Origin of the sequence: Citrobacter sp. wls827, from assembly GCF_005280875.1 — a bacterium.
Taxonomy (GTDB): Bacteria; Pseudomonadota; Gammaproteobacteria; order Enterobacterales; family Enterobacteriaceae; genus Citrobacter; species Citrobacter youngae.
Window position 1 is genome coordinate 4,138 of sequence record NZ_SZWR01000018.1, and the last position, 18,160, is coordinate 22,297.

20 protein-coding genes are annotated in these 18,160 nt (G+C 52.3%); 6 read left to right on the forward strand and 14 right to left on the reverse strand.

From position 1 onward, the window contains the following. Positions 1-208: 208 nt before the first annotated feature. Positions 209-1,540 carry an amino acid permease gene (locus FDX03_RS13250; RefSeq protein WP_137346041.1) on the forward strand — a complete coding sequence of 444 codons (1,332 nt, stop codon included), beginning with the start codon at positions 209-211 and terminating at the stop codon, positions 1,538-1,540. A gap of 24 nt (positions 1,541-1,564) precedes the next feature. Then, positions 1,565-2,875, forward strand: coding sequence for a serine dehydratase subunit alpha family protein (locus FDX03_RS13255; protein WP_137346042.1), 1,311 nt, complete (start codon positions 1,565-1,567; stop codon positions 2,873-2,875). A gap of 54 nt (positions 2,876-2,929) precedes the next feature. Here the strand turns inward: FDX03_RS13255 and FDX03_RS13260 are convergent, their stop codons facing one another. Further along, a complete protein-coding gene (locus FDX03_RS13260; protein ID WP_116360764.1) occupies positions 2,930-3,079 on the reverse strand; it encodes a hypothetical protein in 150 nt (49 codons plus the stop codon). 26 nt (positions 3,080-3,105) lie between these two features. Continuing rightward, a complete protein-coding gene (locus tag FDX03_RS13265; protein WP_101742427.1) occupies positions 3,106-3,807 on the reverse strand; it encodes a pirin family protein in 702 nt (233 codons plus the stop codon). A 104-nt stretch (positions 3,808-3,911) separates the two neighbouring features. Here FDX03_RS13265 and yhaJ point away from each other — a divergent pair, with 104 nt between their 5' ends. Next, positions 3,912-4,808 (forward strand): DNA-binding transcriptional regulator YhaJ, encoded by an 897-nt coding sequence (gene yhaJ, locus FDX03_RS13270; protein WP_048213350.1) that lies wholly within the window; start codon positions 3,912-3,914, stop codon positions 4,806-4,808. A 37-nt stretch (positions 4,809-4,845) separates the two neighbouring features. Here the strand turns inward: yhaJ and FDX03_RS13275 are convergent, their stop codons facing one another. The 11 genes from FDX03_RS13275 to exuT form a co-directional block, all read right to left on the reverse strand. Beyond that, positions 4,846-5,211 (reverse strand): DUF805 domain-containing protein, encoded by a 366-nt coding sequence (locus tag FDX03_RS13275; RefSeq protein WP_115601422.1) that lies wholly within the window; start codon positions 5,209-5,211, stop codon positions 4,846-4,848. Between the two features lie 457 nt (positions 5,212-5,668). Next, positions 5,669-6,655 (reverse strand): glutathionyl-hydroquinone reductase YqjG, encoded by a 987-nt coding sequence (yqjG, locus tag FDX03_RS13285; RefSeq protein ID WP_137346043.1) that lies wholly within the window; start codon positions 6,653-6,655, stop codon positions 5,669-5,671. Positions 6,656-6,726: 71 nt separating this feature from the next. Continuing rightward, positions 6,727-7,119, reverse strand: a complete 393-nt coding sequence (locus FDX03_RS13290; protein WP_048213347.1) for a DoxX family protein — start codon at positions 7,117-7,119, stop codon at positions 6,727-6,729. A 175-nt stretch (positions 7,120-7,294) separates the two neighbouring features. Then, positions 7,295-7,594 carry a YqjK-like family protein gene (locus FDX03_RS13295; RefSeq protein ID WP_048213346.1) on the reverse strand — a complete coding sequence of 100 codons (300 nt, stop codon included), beginning with the start codon at positions 7,592-7,594 and terminating at the stop codon, positions 7,295-7,297. Beyond that, on the reverse strand, positions 7,594-7,989 hold the full coding sequence (locus FDX03_RS13300) for a phage holin family protein (protein WP_048213345.1): 396 nt from the start codon (positions 7,987-7,989) through the stop codon (positions 7,594-7,596). Before FDX03_RS13300 ends, FDX03_RS13295 begins: the two co-directional genes overlap by 1 nt. Positions 7,990-7,991: 2 nt before the next feature. Next, on the reverse strand, positions 7,992-8,297 hold the full coding sequence (locus tag FDX03_RS13305) for a YqjD family protein (protein ID WP_003024832.1): 306 nt from the start codon (positions 8,295-8,297) through the stop codon (positions 7,992-7,994). 33 nt (positions 8,298-8,330) lie between these two features. Next, complete coding sequence (locus tag FDX03_RS13310; protein ID WP_048213344.1) at positions 8,331-8,699, reverse strand: DUF1090 domain-containing protein; 369 nt, start codon at positions 8,697-8,699, stop codon at positions 8,331-8,333. A gap of 148 nt (positions 8,700-8,847) precedes the next feature. Next, positions 8,848-9,231: an EnvZ/OmpR regulon moderator MzrA gene (gene mzrA / locus FDX03_RS13315; RefSeq protein ID WP_048213343.1), complete on the reverse strand. Its 384-nt coding sequence runs from the start codon at positions 9,229-9,231 to the stop codon at positions 8,848-8,850. Positions 9,232-9,234: 3 nt separating this feature from the next. Beyond that, on the reverse strand, positions 9,235-9,897 hold the full coding sequence (gene yqjA, locus FDX03_RS13320; RefSeq protein ID WP_137346044.1) for a DedA family general envelope maintenance protein YqjA: 663 nt from the start codon (positions 9,895-9,897) through the stop codon (positions 9,235-9,237). Positions 9,898-10,246: 349 nt separating this feature from the next. After that, on the reverse strand, positions 10,247-11,023 hold the full coding sequence (exuR, locus tag FDX03_RS13325) for a transcriptional regulator ExuR (protein ID WP_005131459.1): 777 nt from the start codon (positions 11,021-11,023) through the stop codon (positions 10,247-10,249). A 134-nt stretch (positions 11,024-11,157) separates the two neighbouring features. Continuing rightward, positions 11,158-12,459, reverse strand: coding sequence for a hexuronate transporter ExuT (gene exuT, locus FDX03_RS13330; protein WP_048213342.1), 1,302 nt, complete (start codon positions 12,457-12,459; stop codon positions 11,158-11,160). 474 nt (positions 12,460-12,933) lie between these two features. Here exuT and uxaC point away from each other — a divergent pair, with 474 nt between their 5' ends. From uxaC to FDX03_RS13345, 3 genes are all read left to right on the forward strand, one after another. After that, entirely contained in the window at positions 12,934-14,346 is a 1,413-nt protein-coding gene (gene uxaC, locus FDX03_RS13335) for a glucuronate isomerase (RefSeq protein WP_137346045.1), read from the forward strand. Positions 14,347-14,506: 160 nt separating this feature from the next. After that, positions 14,507-15,994, forward strand: a complete 1,488-nt coding sequence (locus FDX03_RS13340) for an altronate dehydratase family protein (RefSeq protein ID WP_137346046.1) — start codon at positions 14,507-14,509, stop codon at positions 15,992-15,994. A gap of 134 nt (positions 15,995-16,128) precedes the next feature. Then, positions 16,129-16,683: a YgjV family protein gene (locus FDX03_RS13345; RefSeq protein WP_115601428.1), complete on the forward strand. Its 555-nt coding sequence runs from the start codon at positions 16,129-16,131 to the stop codon at positions 16,681-16,683. A 14-nt stretch (positions 16,684-16,697) separates the two neighbouring features. Here the strand turns inward: FDX03_RS13345 and sstT are convergent, their stop codons facing one another. Next, positions 16,698-17,942 (reverse strand): serine/threonine transporter SstT, encoded by a 1,245-nt coding sequence (gene sstT, locus FDX03_RS13350; RefSeq protein WP_061068658.1) that lies wholly within the window; start codon positions 17,940-17,942, stop codon positions 16,698-16,700. Positions 17,943-18,160: the final 218 nt, after the last annotated feature.

Consider the following 18,160-nt stretch of genomic DNA (forward strand, 5'->3'; position numbering starts at 1 on the left):
GAAAATAATCCCATTTTGTAAATATAAAATAGAATAATTTTATTAAACATCATGAAATGAAGGGGTATTTATGTGAAGTTTTTCTCTGACCCTCGGCGTATGATTTCTCCATTCTAACGAACTCGCCTGCACGACTCGTACCGCGTATCGCATTGATGCGGAACGGAAAAATAATAAAACCTTACCCTACATTTTGAGCGAGATTTTTATGGAAACGGCAACGAATAACAGCGTAATACTCGACGCATCAGCGCCTGCGCGTCGGGCGGGAATGACCGAAAGCGAATGGCGGGAAGCTATTAAGTTCGACAGCACGGACACCGGCTGGGTCATTATGAGTATTGGGATGGCGATTGGTGCGGGGATTGTTTTCCTTCCCGTTCAGGTGGGTCTGATGGGGCTGTGGGTTTTCTTGCTGTCCTCTATCATTGGCTACCCAGCCATGTATCTGTTCCAGCGCCTGTTTATTAACACGCTGGCGGAATCTCCGGAATGCAAAGACTACCCGAGCGTAATCAGCGGCTATTTGGGTAAAAACTGGGGCATCCTGTTAGGCGCATTATATTTTGTGATGCTGGTAATCTGGATGTTCGTCTACTCCACGGCTATCACTAACGATAGCGCCTCTTATCTGCACACTTTTGGCGTTACTGAAGGTTTACTGTCCGACAGCCCGTTCTATGGCCTGGTGCTGATTTGCATCCTGGTGGCCATCTCGTCACGCGGAGAAAAACTGCTGTTTAAAATCTCCACCGGCATGGTGCTGACCAAGCTGCTGGTGGTGGCTGCGCTTGGTGTATCGATGGTGGGAATGTGGCATTTGTATAACGCGGGCCCACTGCCGCCGATGGCGCTGCTGATCAAAAACGCAATTATCACGCTGCCGTTTACCCTGACTTCAATTCTGTTTATTCAGACGCTAAGCCCGATGGTTATTTCGTACCGCTCTCGTGAGAAATCGATTGAGGTGGCACGCCATAAAGCTCTGCGTGCTATGAACATCGCATTCGGTATTCTGTTTGTCACCGTCTTTTTCTACGCCGTTTCCTTCACGCTGGCGATGGGGCATGACGAAGCGGTTAAAGCCTATGAGCAGAACATTTCCGCTCTGGCGATTGCTGCGCAGTTTATCAGTGGTGATGGTGCAGGTTGGGTGAAAATCGTCAGCGTTATCCTGAACATTTTCGCCGTGATGACCGCCTTCTTCGGTGTTTACTTAGGCTTTCGTGAAGCGACTCAGGGGATCGTAATGAACGTGCTGCGCCGCAAAATGCCAGCCGAGAAAATCAACGAAACCCTGGTTCAGCGCGGCATTATGGTTTTCGCCATCCTGCTGGCCTGGAGTGCAATTGTGCTCAATGCGCCGGTGCTGAGCTTCACCTCTATTTGTAGCCCAATCTTCGGCATGGTGGGCTGCTTGATCCCGGCCTGGCTGGTCTACAAAGTTCCTGCATTGCACAAATACAAAGGCGCCTCTCTGTACCTGATTATCGTCACCGGCCTGTTGTTGTGCGTTTCTCCGTTCCTGGCATTTTCCTGAGTTATCTGAGCAAGGGTTGTTGTTATGTTTGAGACTACATTGAATCCATTATGGGATAGTTTTATTCGCGCGGTGCAGGAAGAAGTAAAACCTGCGCTGGGTTGTACTGAACCTATCTCTCTGGCTCTGGCGGCGGCCGTCGCTTCTGCTGAGCTGGACGGCGCGGTGGAACGCATTGATGCGTGGGTCTCACCAAACCTGATGAAAAACGGCATGGGCGTTACCGTGCCGGGTACCGGGATGGTAGGTCTTCCCGTAGCGGCTGCGCTTGGGGCTTTGGGGGGAAATGCCGAGGCTGGGTTAGAAGTACTGAAAGACGCGTCGCCACAAGCGATTGCTGATGCGAAAACGATGCTTAACGCAGGGAAGGTGGCGGTGATGCTGCAGGAGCCTTGCGAGGACATCCTCTTTTCCCGCGCGAAGGTGTACAGCGCTGAAGGATGGGCGTGCGTGACGATTGTCGGCGGTCATACCAACATTGTACACATCGAGACCAATAACGGCGTGGTGTTTACAACAGAACAGAACGCTGAGGAAGAGAAGCAAGAGTCACCGCTGGCGGTACTGTCTCACACATCGCTGGAAGAGATTCTGGCGTTCGTGAACGCGGTACCGTTTGAGTCAATCCGCTTTATTCTTGATGCGGCAAAACTGAACGGTGCGCTGTCTCAGGAAGGACTGCGCGGCAACTGGGGCTTGCACATCGGAACTACGCTGGAGAAGCAGTGCGCACGTGGTCTGCTGGCGAACGATCTCTCCACTGCCATTCTTATTCGTACCAGCGCGGCATCGGATGCGCGAATGGGCGGGGCGACGCTGCCGGCCATGAGCAACTCCGGTTCTGGTAATCAGGGGATTACCGCCACCGTCCCAGTGATGGTGGTAGCTGAGCATTTTGGCGCAGATGAGGAGAAACTGGCGCGTGCGCTGATGCTGTCTCACCTGAGCGCTATTTACATCCATCATCAGCTTCCGCGTTTGTCTGCGCTGTGCGCGGCAACCACGGCCGCAATGGGCGCCGCGGCGGGGATGGCATGGATCGTAGATGGTCGCTACAACACCATCGCGATGGCGATCAGCAGCATGATTGGCGACGTGAGTGGGATGATTTGCGATGGCGCCTCGAACAGTTGCGCAATGAAAGTCTCTACCAGTGCGTCAGCAGCCTGGAAAGCGGTACTCATGGCGCTGGACGATACCGCAGTGACGGGGAATGAAGGCATTGTGGCGCATAACGTGGAGCAATCTATCTCTAACTTGTGTGCGCTGGCGTGTCGTTCGATGCAGGAAACCGACAAGCAGATCATTGAGATCATGGCCAGTAAGGCACATTAATCTCCTGGCCGGGTAAGGCGGAGTCGTCACCCGGCCTAAGTCAAAGCCGCCTTTTCAGGCGGCTTCTTCATCTTCCAGCCGTAGCTCGGCATCGGCCACAATCGCCTCCAGCTCTGTCAGCATTTCTTCATAGCCGAAGGGAACTGTTTCCTGTTTTTTCGGCGCAGCCTGCGGCTGGCGTTTTTTTGATGACTTCTTGCTCAATAGTCGTACTCCCTTGATTCCAATGACTATACGGGCAAATCTATCAGCAAAGCGCGCAATGGGGTATCGGCAACTAACGTTATGTTAGTTTCATCACGAATAAATGCGCCATCACCGCAGGTGAGCGCCTCTTTTTCGGCACCTGAAGTGACCGCGTGGAACGTGCCATGGATCGACTGCAAATATGCGCGAGGTCCATGTAACTGAAAACTCAGTGATTCACCTTTTTGCAACTCAACATGATGTACCCAGACCTGCTGGCGAAGATGCAGGCTACCCTGTTCACCGTCCGGTGAAGCAAGCAGTTGATGTTTGCCGGCATTCAGCGTCGCTTTTTGCACGCAGGTGTTTTCGCGCTGCGGGCAGGCGTCCAGCCATAGCTGCATTCTGGTCAGGGGCTTATCTTTGCTGATATTGTGCTCGCTGTAGCTGATCCCAGGTTGCGTAGCGAGCAGTAACACCTCTCCGGCTTTGGCCTGAATATGGTTACCTTCGCTGTCGCGATACTCTGCTTCCCCTTCGAGGATCAGATTGACGATATCAACCTTTGGATAGGTACGTGGCTGGAAAGAGGCCCCCGGTGCCAGAACTTCCTGGTTCAGAACACGCAGCGAGGCATAACCCAGCAGTTTAGGATCAAAATAGTGTCCAAAGGAGAAGGTATAACGGGCCTGCAGCCAGCCGTAGTCTGCTTGCCCGCATTGTTTGGCTGTACGGGTAGTAATCATAGTTCTTGACCTCTCTTTACTTCCTTTTATGTTAAATGGCTAGACGCTGCATTGTTAGCCAGATATTCTGCCCGGTATGTTCAAATTTCCTGAATGAGAACGAGATGGCCAAAGAACGGGCTTTAACGCTTGAAGCGTTACGCGTCATGGACGCAATAGACAGGCGCGGCAGCTTTGCCGCCGCGGCAGATGAACTGGGACGCGTACCTTCCGCCCTCAGCTACACCATGCAGAAACTGGAAGAAGAGCTGGACGTGGTGCTGTTTGACCGCTCAGGTCACCGCACAAAATTTACCAACGTCGGGCGTATGCTGCTTGAACGTGGCCGCGTGTTGCTGGAGGCTGCGGATAAACTGACGACCGATGCTGAAGCACTGGCCCGTGGTTGGGAAACGCATCTGACGATTGTCACTGAAGCGTTGGTGCCAACGGCGGCATTCTTCCCGCTTATTGACCGCCTTGCCGGAAAGGCGAACACGCAGCTTTCCGTCATCACTGAAGTGCTGGCCGGGGCGTGGGAGCGTCTGGAGCAGGGCAGAGCGGATATCGTGATCGCGCCGGATATGCATTTCCGCTCATCCTCAGAAATTAACTCGCGCAAGCTGTACTCGCTGATGAACGTCTATGTGGCGGCGCCGGATCACCCGATCCACCAGGAGCCGGAACCGTTGTCAGAAGTCACTCGTGTGAAATACCGGGGCATAGCGGTGGCGGATACTGCCCGTGAGCGCCCGGTGCTGACAGTTCAGCTTCTCGATAAACAACCACGCCTGACGGTGAGTACGATAGAAGATAAACGCCAGGCGCTGTTGGCTGGACTTGGCGTGGCGACGATGCCATACCCGCTGGTGGAAGCGGATATTGCGGCTGGCCGGCTGCGTGTGGTTAGCCCGGAATCGACAAACGAAATAGATATCATCATGGCCTGGCGTCGGGACAGTATGGGCGAAGCGAAGTCCTGGTGTTTGCGGGAAATCCCCAAGCTGTTTGCCGGGAAATAAGAAATACGCCCCTTCAACTGAAGGGGCGTATTTAAATTCAGGACAACTGTTTGGGGTCAGCGCCGAAGCGGTTGCTCCCCGGCGTGCCGTTTTGACAGTTGAAAATAATGATGACCAACCAGCCGACGATCGGGATCAGCAGCACCAGTAGCCACCAGGCTGAACGGTCGGTGTCATGTAAACGCCGGAACTGTACTGCCCACCACGGTATAAAAACCAGAATTGCATAAATCGTTGTTAATATGCCTTCTCCCCCGGTGCGTTGCCAGCCAAACATCCTGTCTAACACGCTCAGCACGAACGTAAAGATGATGTTGACCAAAATAAACATCCAGTACTCTTTGCGCCGTGCACGACCACCAAAACCAAAGTAGTTCTTTAATACGTTTAAATACCAATCCATTTTCGCCTCGTTCTGCGTTCAATTACTTGTTTTTAAAGCAATCAAATTAAGAATAGCTGCGAATGGAATGCTGGTAAATGTTTGTAGTATTAATTATTTGGCCCGCAGATGGGTAATGCTATTCAGTTAACGCCTCAGTTTCAGAAAGTATCGCCTGTGTGGGTAGAAGTTATGAATATGCTCTCTCAGAGAAAGGGTTCCGTTCACCTCATGTTCATAGTTTCTCTGAAACACCGATTCCTGTGAACGTGTAAAGGGCGTTCTCCGCCACGCCCTTTACATTCCCGCTGGGAGCCTGGGTTGCAAGGGAGGCGGCGGTGAGCCTCCCTTGCACGTTCACGGGTATCAGCGCTTCAGAAAAGTGATACCGCTGAGGTGAACGGAACCCTGAGTCGAAATCTCATGTTCTGCAGAATGCTTAACTGACAAGCATTCCCCCCAAGGAGACCTGTGTAAATTATGCAAAACGGCTGTCACGTCCATGAGGTTCGCTGAGGTCCTGCCACGGGCCGATAGAAATAATGCCGGTCGGGTTGATCGTTTTGTGGCTACGGAAGTAGTGATTGCGGATGTGATCGAAATTGACGGTCTCCGCAATGCCTGGCATCTGGTAGATATCACGCAGAAAACCGTACAGATTCAGGTAGTCACTGATGCGGTGTTTGTCGCACTTGAAGTGGGTGACATAAACCGGATCAAAACGTACCAGCGTGGTCCACAGGCGAATATCGGCCTCGGTTAGCTGGTCGCCGGTCAGGTAGCGATGCTGACCCAGGATCTGCTCCAGTCGCGCCAGCGATTGAAAGACTTTTTCTACGGCGTCGTCGTAAGCTTCCTGGCTGGTGGCAAACCCGGCTTTATATACGCCGTTATTGACGTTGTCATAAATCCAACTGTTCAGATCGTCAATTTTACTTTGCAGAGTCGGTGGATAGTAATCCCCGGCTTTCGCACCCAGCGCATCAAACGCAGTGTTAAACATGCGGATGATTTCTGCAGATTCGTTGCTCACGATGGTGTGATTTTTTTTATCCCACAGCACCGGAACCGTTACCCGGCCGCTGTAGTGCGGATCGGCGTGTAAATACAGTTGATAGAGAAACTCGTGCTGGTAAAGCGTATCGCCGGTGGCCGCTGGGAAGTTGTCATCAAAGGTCCAGCCGTTTTCCAGCATCAGCGGATTGACAACGGAAATGGAAATAAACGGTTCCAGCCCTTTGAGTTTACGCAAAATCAGCGTGCGATGCGCCCACGGACAGGCCAGAGAAACGTACAGGTGATAGCGGTCTTTTTCGGCGGCGAAGCCACCTTCACCCGTTGGGCCTGGGGCGCCATCCGCGGTGAGCCAGTTACGGAAAGCCGATGCAGAGCGTTGAAATTTCCCCCCGGTTGATTTGGTGTCGTACCAGGTGTCATGCCAGACGCCGTCAATGAGTTGTCCCATAATTTTCGCTCCTCAGATAGCAAAAGCGAGGAGATATCTCCTCGCTTTTTGATGTGTTCAGTATAGTTTGCTTACCACTTTTTATTCAGTACGCGGTCAATACTGAATGCGCCCGGACCGGTGATAGCCAGCAGCAGGAAGCCGCCTGAGATGGTCAGGTTTTTCATAAACATCAGAGAGTTCACACCTTCCGCAAAGTTGCTGTGGAAGAGGAATGCCGTCAGCAGCGTGAAGCCTGCGGTGAACAGCGCGGTAGTACGGGTCAGGAAACCGAACAGAATTGCCAGACCGCCGCCAAACTCAAGCAGAATCACCAGCGGCAACATAAATCCTGGGACGCCCATGGCTTCCATGTACTGTTGGGTACCCGCATATCCGGTGATTTTTCCCCAACCTGCGGTAATAAACAGGATTGGCATCAGAATGCGCGCTACCAGTACACCAACATCTTCTAATTTCTTCATCATACTCTCCAGGAAACCACTCAGGCGGCTTATTGTGTTTTTTTGTGCAACGACGCCGCAGAGGGCGTCATTGCTGTCGATGAAGAGAATAATAAACGTGGCTAATGAGAATTGTTAGCAAGGAAAACTGTCAGAAATTTTCAAAAAATTTGAGGTTAGGTGGAAGGTGAGGGGATCAGCCGCGCAACTGCTGTTGTCTGATGGTCGATTTCACCAGACGCCAGATGCTCCAGGCGCTAAAGCCGCGTTTGGCCCAGCGTACCAGCAGGTTCGGATTACGGATGGTGCGAACCGCCATAATACTGCTCCCGACTAACACCCAACCACGCAGGTTCAACAGCGTTTTCCAGCCGCGATCGTAGACTTCAGTAGCCTCCAGCCAGTCGCGGCGAGTGGCTGACAGATCCAGCCGTTGCTGCTGGATCTGTCCAAGCAGTTGCGCCTTACGCTGTAGACGTTCGACTTTACTGCTCATTATGCATCATCCTCCAGGGCCTTCCTGTCGTTAGCGAGTTCATTGCGCGTATGGCGCAGCAGCGTTGTTTTACGCGCTTTTCGCAACGTCCATAGCCCACCGATAAGCGCTAAAAGCAACAGCACAACGGTAGTGGCAATCATGGCGTTCAGGCGATATTGAGGGTCGATGGCCCAGATGATAAGCACCATCAGGCTCATCAGACCAAACGCCGCAAACAGCATGGTCAGCCCAAGCATCAGCAGGATCTGGATGAGATTGGCTTTTTCCTCTTCCAGCTCAACGACGGCCAACCGCAGCCGCGTCTCTACGATCTCAACAAAAATCGTCAGGACCCGTTGTCCAATCCCCAGGACGCTTTTGCCTGGACCTTGTGCGTGTTGAGAGTCAGCCATTGTTAGCGGCGCGACAGCAGTACACCAAGCACCACACCGACCGCAGCGCCAATGCCGACGCCTGTCCATGGGTTTTCGCGCACATAGTTGTCGGCTTTAGCGGCCGCTTCACGGGTTTGCTTAGCAATCACATCGCTGGTCTCGCTCAGACGATGGCGGCTCTCGCGCAGCGCATGTTCGGCTTTGCTGCGAATTTTACTCATCTCTTCCTTCGACTTATCGCCAGAGGAGCTCAGTACTTCTTCGAGCGTATCCGCAAGGGATTTCAGTTCAGCGCGCAGATTTTCCGTAGCGTTATCTTTTGACATAGTTTTCTCCAGGTGAGTGGGTAGTTACCTTACTTAGTAATCGCGGGTCTCAAGTTCTTTCAGCTCTTTCTGAGCTTCTGCAAGCTTACGTTCGCGTTTTGCGATTTTATCCGCATCGCCTTTTTGCTTAGCTTCGGCTAAATCACGCTGACGTTCGGCTATCTCATTTTTCTGCTCTGCGATTTTTTTCTGGTGATTCGCGCGCAGTTTGCTGTCAGTACAGTTTGCCCGAACTTCACTAAGCGCTTTGTTTAACCCATTGATGCGGCTCTGATTATTGTGCTTTTCGGCATAACTAATTTCCCGCTGAATATCTTGTTCTTTTTCCTGACAGAGGGTGGACGCGTAGCTGCCGGCGCTGAGTGCGAAAAGGCTAATGGCCAAAGCGATGCGGTATTTCATTCTTGAACCTTCCATTGTGATGCGACCCGATGTTTTGTGGTCGATGCTCCAGAATAATAAAGCTGTAGGTCATAACTTCAGTTTATTAATCATAGGCACTAAACGGTGAAATCACCAAAGTGAGTGATCTAATTCAGATTCCTGGAGATTAACCAAAGCGGTGCGGTGTATCCCGTAAACGAGATAACCACTGCACTGCCTGATTGTCATCATCCTGTTGAGCGATAACGAAGCCGTGTGGCAACGTTCGGTCCAGCACGACCTTTGCGGCTGCGCTCTGCGCGCTGGAATCAAAGGTGATCAGCAGCGCGTCATTTTGCGGAGTAATGCTTTTAAAGCGAATGCCGTTGGCGTCCAGGTGATGCCAGATAGAGAAGCCATCAGGCATGCTGGCTCCCTGGTTTACAGCACGAATGGCAAGCGTTGACTCCTGCTGGCGGATGACCGACCAGGTCAGGAGCAACGCGCCGATAAACAACATAAAGGTGGTGGACCAGGCCAGTCGTCGGATCGTTATGCGTGATTTCAGCATAATTTACCCTCGGTTCCCGTATTTCTTTCTCCAGAGTACAACCAGTGAACCGGCCAGGCCAACCACCAGTAATACGACAGGAAGCAGCATCAGGCAAGACATCAACTGATCTTCATACTTAAGAAAAACAGGTGTTTTGCCCAGTAGATAGCCTAGCGTGGTCAGAATCAGTACCCACAATAGCCCGCTCATCCAGTTGAAGAACTGAAAACGTGCATTATTCAGGCCTGACAGCCCGGCAATGGTCGGCAGTAATGTTCTGACGAACGCAATGAAGCGACCGACCAACAGCGCGGATAAGCCATGCTTGTGGAAAAGATGATGCGCGCGTTGGTGATAATGAGCCGGAAGATGTGAAAGCCAGTTCTGCACAGTGCGGGTATTACCCAACCATCGGCCCTGAATATAGCTGAGCCAACAACCGAGGCTGGCTGCGGTGGTGAGTAGCAGTACCGTTTGCGGAAAACCCATTGCGCCTTTGGCAATAAGAACGCCGACCAGTACCAGCAAACTGTCACCAGGTAAAAAGGCCGCGGGTAGCAACCCATTTTCCAGAAACAAAATTGTAAACAGTACAAAATACAGCATACCAATCATGGAAGGATTGGCCAGAGTTTCAAAATCCTGAGCCCATAAAGCATTCAATAATTGAGTCAGTAGTTCCATTCAATATTCCTGGAGAATCGGTTGTTGTCATGCCGGTTTTCTGGAGTTTGTAACGCCGCAATTTTATTGGTGTTTTTTACATGGTTCGCGGTCTGACACAAATTCACGGCCTGAACTATTCCCTGTAAAGTTGTGAAGTAAGCAAGCTCTCAAACATAAAAATTCAAATAGCATCTAATTGTAACAAAGGTCAACGTTGTCCGTTATATAAATTACGGTGGTTGAACTCTGATTTTGCTGATCGCAAGGGAGTGAGGCGAGAGGATTTACACAGGCTGACACTTTATACCTAATGCTTACTGAGTGTCAGAAACAGGCGCTGTTATCGCGCCTGTGAAAGTCAGAACGTTTATTTTGTGCTGTTTGCCGCTGTATCCAGATGAACGACCGGATTTTCCGTGAAAAGGTAACGATCCGCGTTGAACTCGAAATCATCGCTGGTTTCGTTAAACAGCATCTGTTTCGTGTTCTCAAGGTGCTGCCACATCGCCAGCTTGGCTGCATGCGGATCTTTGCGAATTAATGCCCGCAGGATCTGGTCATGGTCATCACACCAGTTGTCTACCGTGCGCAGATCAATGTGATCGTGCAATTTCTTCCAGTAGGGGTTGTGAACGCGCTGAGTCCACATTTTTTCAACAATGGCGGCCAGAGCTGAGTTTTGCGTCGCTAGCGCGACCTGAACATGGAACTGCAGGTCCCATTCGGAGTCACGAAAGCTTTTTTCGTTGCGCGACTTCTCCTGGATTTCCATCAGTTTCATGATGTCCTGCTTAGTCACTTGGGTGGCGGCAAACTCGGCGATGTTGCTCTCAATAAGCTGACGCGCTTGCAGCAATTCAAAAGGACCGTAGCTGGCGAATTCCAGACCTTCGTCGGGAGCAACATAATGTTTGGGTTGGTTAGAGATGACGTGGATACCTGATCCTTTACGCACCTCAACGTAGCCTTCAACCTCGAGCATGATAATCGCTTCACGAACCACGGTACGGCTGACATTCTTTTCATCGGCAATAAAGCGCTCGGCGGGAAGTTTATCGCCCACCAGATAGACGCCTTGCTCGATGCGTTCTTTTAGATCGGCAGCAAGTTGTTGGTACAAACGTCGTGGTTCAGTGATTTCCATATGCACTCCAGGCATGATACAGCAGACTATATTTGTTATACCACTTTTGCGATGGCGGCTCTACTCGCACCGACAAAAAAGCCGCCAGTTAACTGGCGGCTCTGCATTATATACCTATGACGACTAGCGTCAGGTTAATTTTGCGTAGCGGGAGAGCCGGTTTGCGGACCTGAATCAATCTCGCTTGCCGATTTGTTCTGCAGTACCGTCCAGATGACTAACGCACCGAGCAGGTCGAATACTGCCAGTACGGCGAACAGCGGGCTAAAGCCGATGGTATCAGCCAGGGCGCCAACGACCAGGGCAAACAGAGTACTCGCCAGCCAGGCTGACATCCCCGTCAGGCCGTTAGCTGTCGCGACCTCATTGCGGCCAAATACGTCAGAAGAGAGCGTAATCAGCGCGCCAGACAGTGCCTGGTGAGCAAAACCACCGACGCACAGCAGGGCAATAGCAATATACGGGCTGGTAAACAGACCAATCATCCCTGGGCCAATCATCAGCAGTGCACCCATGGTGACGACCATTTTACGGGACACGATCAGGTTTACGCCGAACCAGCGCTGGAACAGTGGCGGTAAGTAACCCCCGATGATACAACCCAGGTCAGCGAACAGCATTGGCATCCACGCGAACATCGCAATCTCTTTCAGGTTAAAGCCGTAGACTTTAAACATGAACAGCGGGATCCAGGCGTTGAATGTCCCCCAGGCTGGTTCTGCCAGAAAACGTGGCAGTGCGATACCCCAGAACTGGCGGTTACGCAGGATCTGGCCAAGCGACATTTTCTTCGCTGTGCTGTTTTTATGCTGTGATTCCTGACCGTTAAGGATGTAATCACGCTCTTCGTCAGACAGTTTTTTCTGGTCGCGCGGGTGCTTATAGAAGACAAGCCAGGACATCGCCCAGATGAAGCTCAGGGCACCAGAAATAATGAACGCCATCTGCCAGCTGTGCATGACGATAGCCCACACGACCAGCGGCGGAGCGATCATCGCGCCAATAGAAGAGCCGACGTTAAAGTAACCTACGGCAATCGAACGCTCTTTTGCCGGGAACCATTCTGAACTGGCTTTCAGACCCGCAGGGATCATCGCGGCTTCTGCGGCACCGACTGCGCCTCGTGCCAGTGCCAGTCCACCCCAGCTACCAGCCAGCGCCGTGGCACCACAGAAGACGGCCCACAGAACGGCGAACATCGCGTAGCCTACTTTGGTGCCGAGCACATCCAGCACGTAGCCAGCAACGGGTTGCATTACGGTGTAAGCAGCAGAATACGCTGCGATGATATAGGAATACTGTTGAGTGGAGATGTGTAACTCTTCCATCAGAGTTGGCGCAGCTGCCGCCACAGTGTTACGTGTCAGGTAACCCAGCACGGTGCCAAGCGTCACCAGTGCAATCATGTACCAACGTAACCCTTTAATTTTACGCATGTAAAACCTCATCGTTTTGTTATGTCCGCTAACGAGCGGTCATCTTCCAGTCCAGGGCGGAGGATGTTCTTTTACGAAGGGCGTGACCGAAAAAAAACCGGCACTGCCCCGAACTTTGCCATGTCAATGATTGTGCTAATTCGGTTTCCGTACCGGTCAATCCGATGGCGGACCATCGGTAATTTGCATTCCGTCGGCTTATGTATCGCGACGGCAAAAAGATAACTTGTCATACAGCTTTAAAAGGTGAGTGCCATCACAAAAGTGTGAATCTTCGTGTGGTCATTAATTCGATTCAGCAAAGCCAGTGCTGGCGCGGCTTGCCGTGAGTTTTACCTCTTTGAGAGTAATTTTTTTGTCATCATTTGTTGATCTAACTCACGAAAATATCTTCAGCGTATGGAAATTGGTGTGATAACTTTGACAACATCAAAACATAAGCAATCTGACGCACTCGCTGAGAGGAAGACGATAATGACCCCGTTTATGACTGAAGATTTCCTGCTGGATACCGAATTTGCCCGCCGTCTGTATCATGATTACGCTAAAGACCAGCCAATCTTCGACTACCACTGCCATTTGCCGCCGCAACAAATCGCGGATAACTACCGTTTTAATAACCTGTATGACATCTGGCTGAAAGGTGATCACTACAAGTGGCGCGCCATGCGCACTAACGGCGTCGCTGAACGCTTGTGTACCGGTGATGCGTCCGATCGCGAGAAGTTTGATGCATGGGCCGCGACGGTCCCACACACCATCGGTAACCCGCTCTACCACTGGACGCATCTTGAACTGCGTCGCCCATTTGGTATTACAGGTAAGCTGTTGTCTCCTGCAACTGCCGATGAAATCTGGAATCAGTGCAACGAATTGCTGGCGCAGGATCGGTTTTCCGCACGTGGAATCATGCAGCATATGAATGTGAAAATGGTCGGTACCACCGATGACCCGATCGATTCTCTGGAGCATCACGCAGCGGTCGCGAAAGACAGCACCTTTGCTATCAAAGTGCTGCCAAGCTGGCGTCCGGATAAAGCCTTCAACATTGAACTGGCGACCTTTAACGATTACATGGCGAAGCTCGGTGAAGTGTCTGACACCGAGATCCGCCGCTTTACCGACCTGCAAACCGCGCTGACCAAACGTCTTGATCACTTTGCTGCGCACGGCTGTAAAGTCTCCGACCATGCGCTGGATGTGGTGTTGTTTGCCGAGTCTAACGAAGCTGAACTGGATAACATCCTGGCGCGTCGTCTGGCGGGTGAAACCCTGAGCGAGCATGAAGTTGCCCAGTTCAAAACTGCCGTACTGGTGTTCCTTGGCGCTGAATACGCACGTCGCGAATGGGTGCAGCAGTACCACATTGGCGCACTGCGTAATAACAACCTGCGTCAGTTCAAACTGCTGGGCGCGGATGTCGGTTTCGACTCCATTAACGATCGTCCGATGGCTGAAGAACTGTCCAAACTGCTAAGCAAGCAGAATGAACAGAACCTGCTGCCGAAAACCATCCTGTACTGCCTGAACCCGCGCGATAACGAAGTGCTGGGCACCATGATCGGTAACTTCCAGGGCGAAGGTATGCCGGGCAAAATGCAGTTCGGTTCCGGCTGGTGGTTCAACGACCAGAAAGACGGGATGGAACGTCAGATGACCCAACTGGCACAGCTCGGTCTGCTGAGCCGTTTTGTGGGTATGCTGACTGATAGCCGCAGCTTCCTGTCTTACACGCGCCATGAATACTTCCGCCGTATTCTGTGCCAGATGATTGGCCGTTGGGTTGCCGCCGGTGAAGCACCTGCCGACATCCAGCTGCTGGGTGAGATGGTGAGAAATATTTGCTTCAACAATGCGCGTGATTACTTCGCCATTGAACTGAACTAAGAGCCTATCCATTAGGCTATTTTACTTGCCAGTTTGAACCTGGGCAGTGCTCAAAATCCTCACGTACTGCGTGTACGCTCCGGTTTTTGCGCGCTGTCCGTGTCCAAACTGGCTGCGACAATATACGCCTACTGAGATAGGCTCTAAGGTCCGGGTTGATATGCAATACATCAAGATCCATGCGCTGGATAACGTCGCGGTAGCGCTCGCTGATTTGGCTGAAGGGATGGAAGTTACCGTTGATGGTCAGGTCGTCACCCTGCGCCAGGCGGTGACTCGCGGTCATAAATTCGCTTTACGCGATATTGCGAAAGGCGAAAACGTCATTAAATACGGTTTGCCAATCGGCCATACGCTGGCGGACGTTGCGGCGGGTGAGCATATTCATGCTCATAACACGCGCACCAATCTGAGCGACCTGGACACGTATCGCTACCAACCTGATTTCCAGCCGGAAGTCGCGCAACCTGCCGATCGCGATGTGCAGATTTATCGTCGCGCGAACGGTGACGTTGGGGTGCGTAATGAACTGTGGATCCTGCCAACCGTAGGCTGCGTCAACGCCATGGCGCGCCAGATGCAGAACCGTTTCCTGAAAGAAACGAATGACGCTGACGGTATCGACGGCGTGCATCTCTTCAGCCACACCTACGGCTGTTCACAGCTTGGCGATGACCACATCAACACTCGCACCATGCTGCAAAACATGGTGCGTCACCCGAATGCGGGGGCGGTGCTGGTGGTTGGCCTCGGTTGTGAAAACAACCAGGTGGATGCTTTCCGCGAAACGTTAGGGGAGTATGATCCTGACCGCGTTCACTTTATGGTCTGCCAGCATCAGGAAGACGAAGTGGAAGCAGGGATTGAACATCTCCATCAGCTGTACAACGTGATGCGTAACGATAAGCGCGAGCCGGGTAAGCTCGGCGAGCTGAAGTTTGGTCTGGAATGTGGCGGATCTGACGGCTTGTCCGGGATCACCGCTAACCCGATGCTGGGACGTTTCTCTGACTACGTGATCGCCAACGGCGGGACTACCGTGCTGACTGAAGTTCCGGAGATGTTCGGTGCCGAGCAGCTATTAATGGACCACTGCCGCGATGAAGAAACCTTCGATAAGCTGGTGACCATGGTCAATGACTTCAAGCAATACTTCATTGCTCACGACCAGCCGATCTACGAGAACCCATCGCCGGGGAACAAAGCGGGTGGTATCACCACGCTGGAAGATAAATCACTGGGCTGTACACAGAAAGCGGGTTCCAGCAAAGTTGTCGATGTACTACGCTACGGTGAACGCCTGAAAACGCCTGGTCTGAATCTGTTAAGTGCTCCGGGTAATGACGCCGTTGCGACCAGTGCGTTGGCGGGGGCCGGCTGTCATATGGTGTTGTTCAGTACCGGGCGCGGTACACCGTACGGCGGTTTTGTACCGACGGTGAAAATCGCGACCAACAGCGAGCTGGCCGCGAAGAAAAAGCATTGGATCGATTTTGATGCCGGGCAGCTAATCCACGGTAAAGCGATGCCGCAATTGCTGAACGAGTTTGTCGATACCATCGTTGAGTTTGCTAACGGCAAGCAAACCTGCAATGAGCGCAACGATTTCCGGGAACTCGCGCTGTTTAAGTCGGGAGTGACGCTGTAATAAATCCCTGATGGTGCCTGCAGGTCTGCGCAAACCGTAGGCCTGATAAGCGTAGCGCCATCAGGCACAAACCGTTGCCGGATGGTGGCGAACACGCCTTATCCGGCCTACAAAATGGAGTTGGGGTTGCTTGCATGACCGCGTATTGGCTGGCCCAGGGCGTAGGTGTCATCGCCTTTCTGATCGGTATTACCACTTTTTTTAATCGTGACGAGCGCCGGTTCCGGCTACAGCTCGCCGTCTATAGCGCCACCATTGGCGTGCATTTTTTCCTGATGGGGGCCTGGCCCGCGGGAATGAGCGCTGAGCTTAATACCGTACGTACCCTGGTCTCAATGCATACCCGCAAACTGTGGGTAATGACCGTTTTTATTCTCCTCACGCTGGTTCTTGGGTTGGCAAAATTGCAGCATGCTATGGAGCTACTGCCTATTATTGGCACGCTTGCCAGTACCTGGGCACTGTTTCGTTGCAAAGGGCTAACCGTGCGCTGTGTGATGTGGTGTGCAACCGCCTGCTGGGTTGTTCATAATTTCTGGTTAGGATCGATTGGCGGGACGATGATCGAAGGCAGCTTTCTGGTGATGAACGGCCTGAACATTATCCGCTTTCGGCGGATGCAAAAGCGCGGAATTGATCCGTTCAAAATTGAAAAAAGCGTACAGCAAGAAAAGCCCTCCGCCCGATGACGGAGGGGCTGTGATTAGCCGCGCAGGGCGTTATTTGCCAGACGTTCGTCTTCAGCCTGGCAGGCTGCTGCGGTAAACAGCACGTCAGTAGAAGAGTTCAGCGCCGTTTCACAGGAGTCCTGCAATACACCGATGATAAAGCCAACGGCCACCACCTGCATGGCGATGTCATTCGGGATACCGAACATATTGCACGCCAGCGGGATCAGCAGCAGGGAGCCACCCGCTACGCCCGATGCGCCGCAGGCGCACAGCGACGCCACCACGCTCAGTAACAGCGCCGTCGGTAAATCAACCGGGACTCCCAGCGTATTCACCGCCGCCAGCGTCAGCACCGTAATGGTGATCGCCGCGCCCGCCATATTGATGGTGGCGCCCAGTGGGATAGATACCGAGTAGGTATCACGGTCCAGATTCAGCTTTTCACACAGCGCCATATTCACCGGAATGTTGGCGGCAGAGCTACGGGTAAAGAAAGCGTACACGCCGCTTTCGCGCAGACAGGCCAGCACCAGCGGATACGGGTTACGGCGAATTTTCCAGAATACCAGCAGCGGGTTGACCACCAGCGCCACCAACAGCATACAACCGACCAGTACGGTCAGCAGCTGCGCGTAGCCCCACAGCGTGGCAAAACCGGTGGTTGCCAGCGTGGAGGAGACCAGGCCGAAGATGCCGATCGGGGCGAAACGGATCACCAGCTTCACCATAAAGGTAACGGCGTTGGACATATCATTGACCAGATTTTTGGTCGTTTCATTACCGTGGCGCAACGCAAAGCCCAGACCGACGGCCCAGACCAGAATACCGATATAGTTGGCGTTAAGCAGGGCGTCAATTGGGTTGGAAACCATGCTCATCAGCAGGCTACGCATCACTTCAACAATACCGGATGGCGGCACGATATCGCCAGCGCTGCTGGAAAGGTGCAGTGTCGACGGGAAGGCGAAGCTGAAGACGACGGCTGCTAACGCGGCTGAAAACGTTCCGAGCAGGTAGAGGAACAGGATGGGGCGGATGTTGGTTTTTTGCCCGTGCTGGTGGTTGGCGATAGAGGCCATGACCAGCATCAAAACCAGAATTGGCGCGACGGCTTTTAATGCGCCGACGAACAGCGTACCCAGCAGACCAACGGCTTCTGCCGCAGGTTTTGACACCAGTGCGAGTAAAATCCCCAGTACCAAACCTACCAAAATTTGTTTAACCAGGCTCCCTTGCGCCAAACGCAAGAGTAGCCCCGATGAACGTTGCGTAGTCATGTCGTGATCCTTTGATTGTGTTGTTGCTCATCCATTGTGCGTTCTCATGACGCATCTTTCTGGATGTAACAAAGTGTTTGCCTGGTTGAGTATAAGGAAAGATAAAGCTTCGGGAAGAGAAATATGCTGGATTCCGCGTTGAGATCATATTTTATAACTTTGTGTTAACATTATTTTGACATGATAAACAAAAAGCCCGACGCACATAGTGTGCCGTC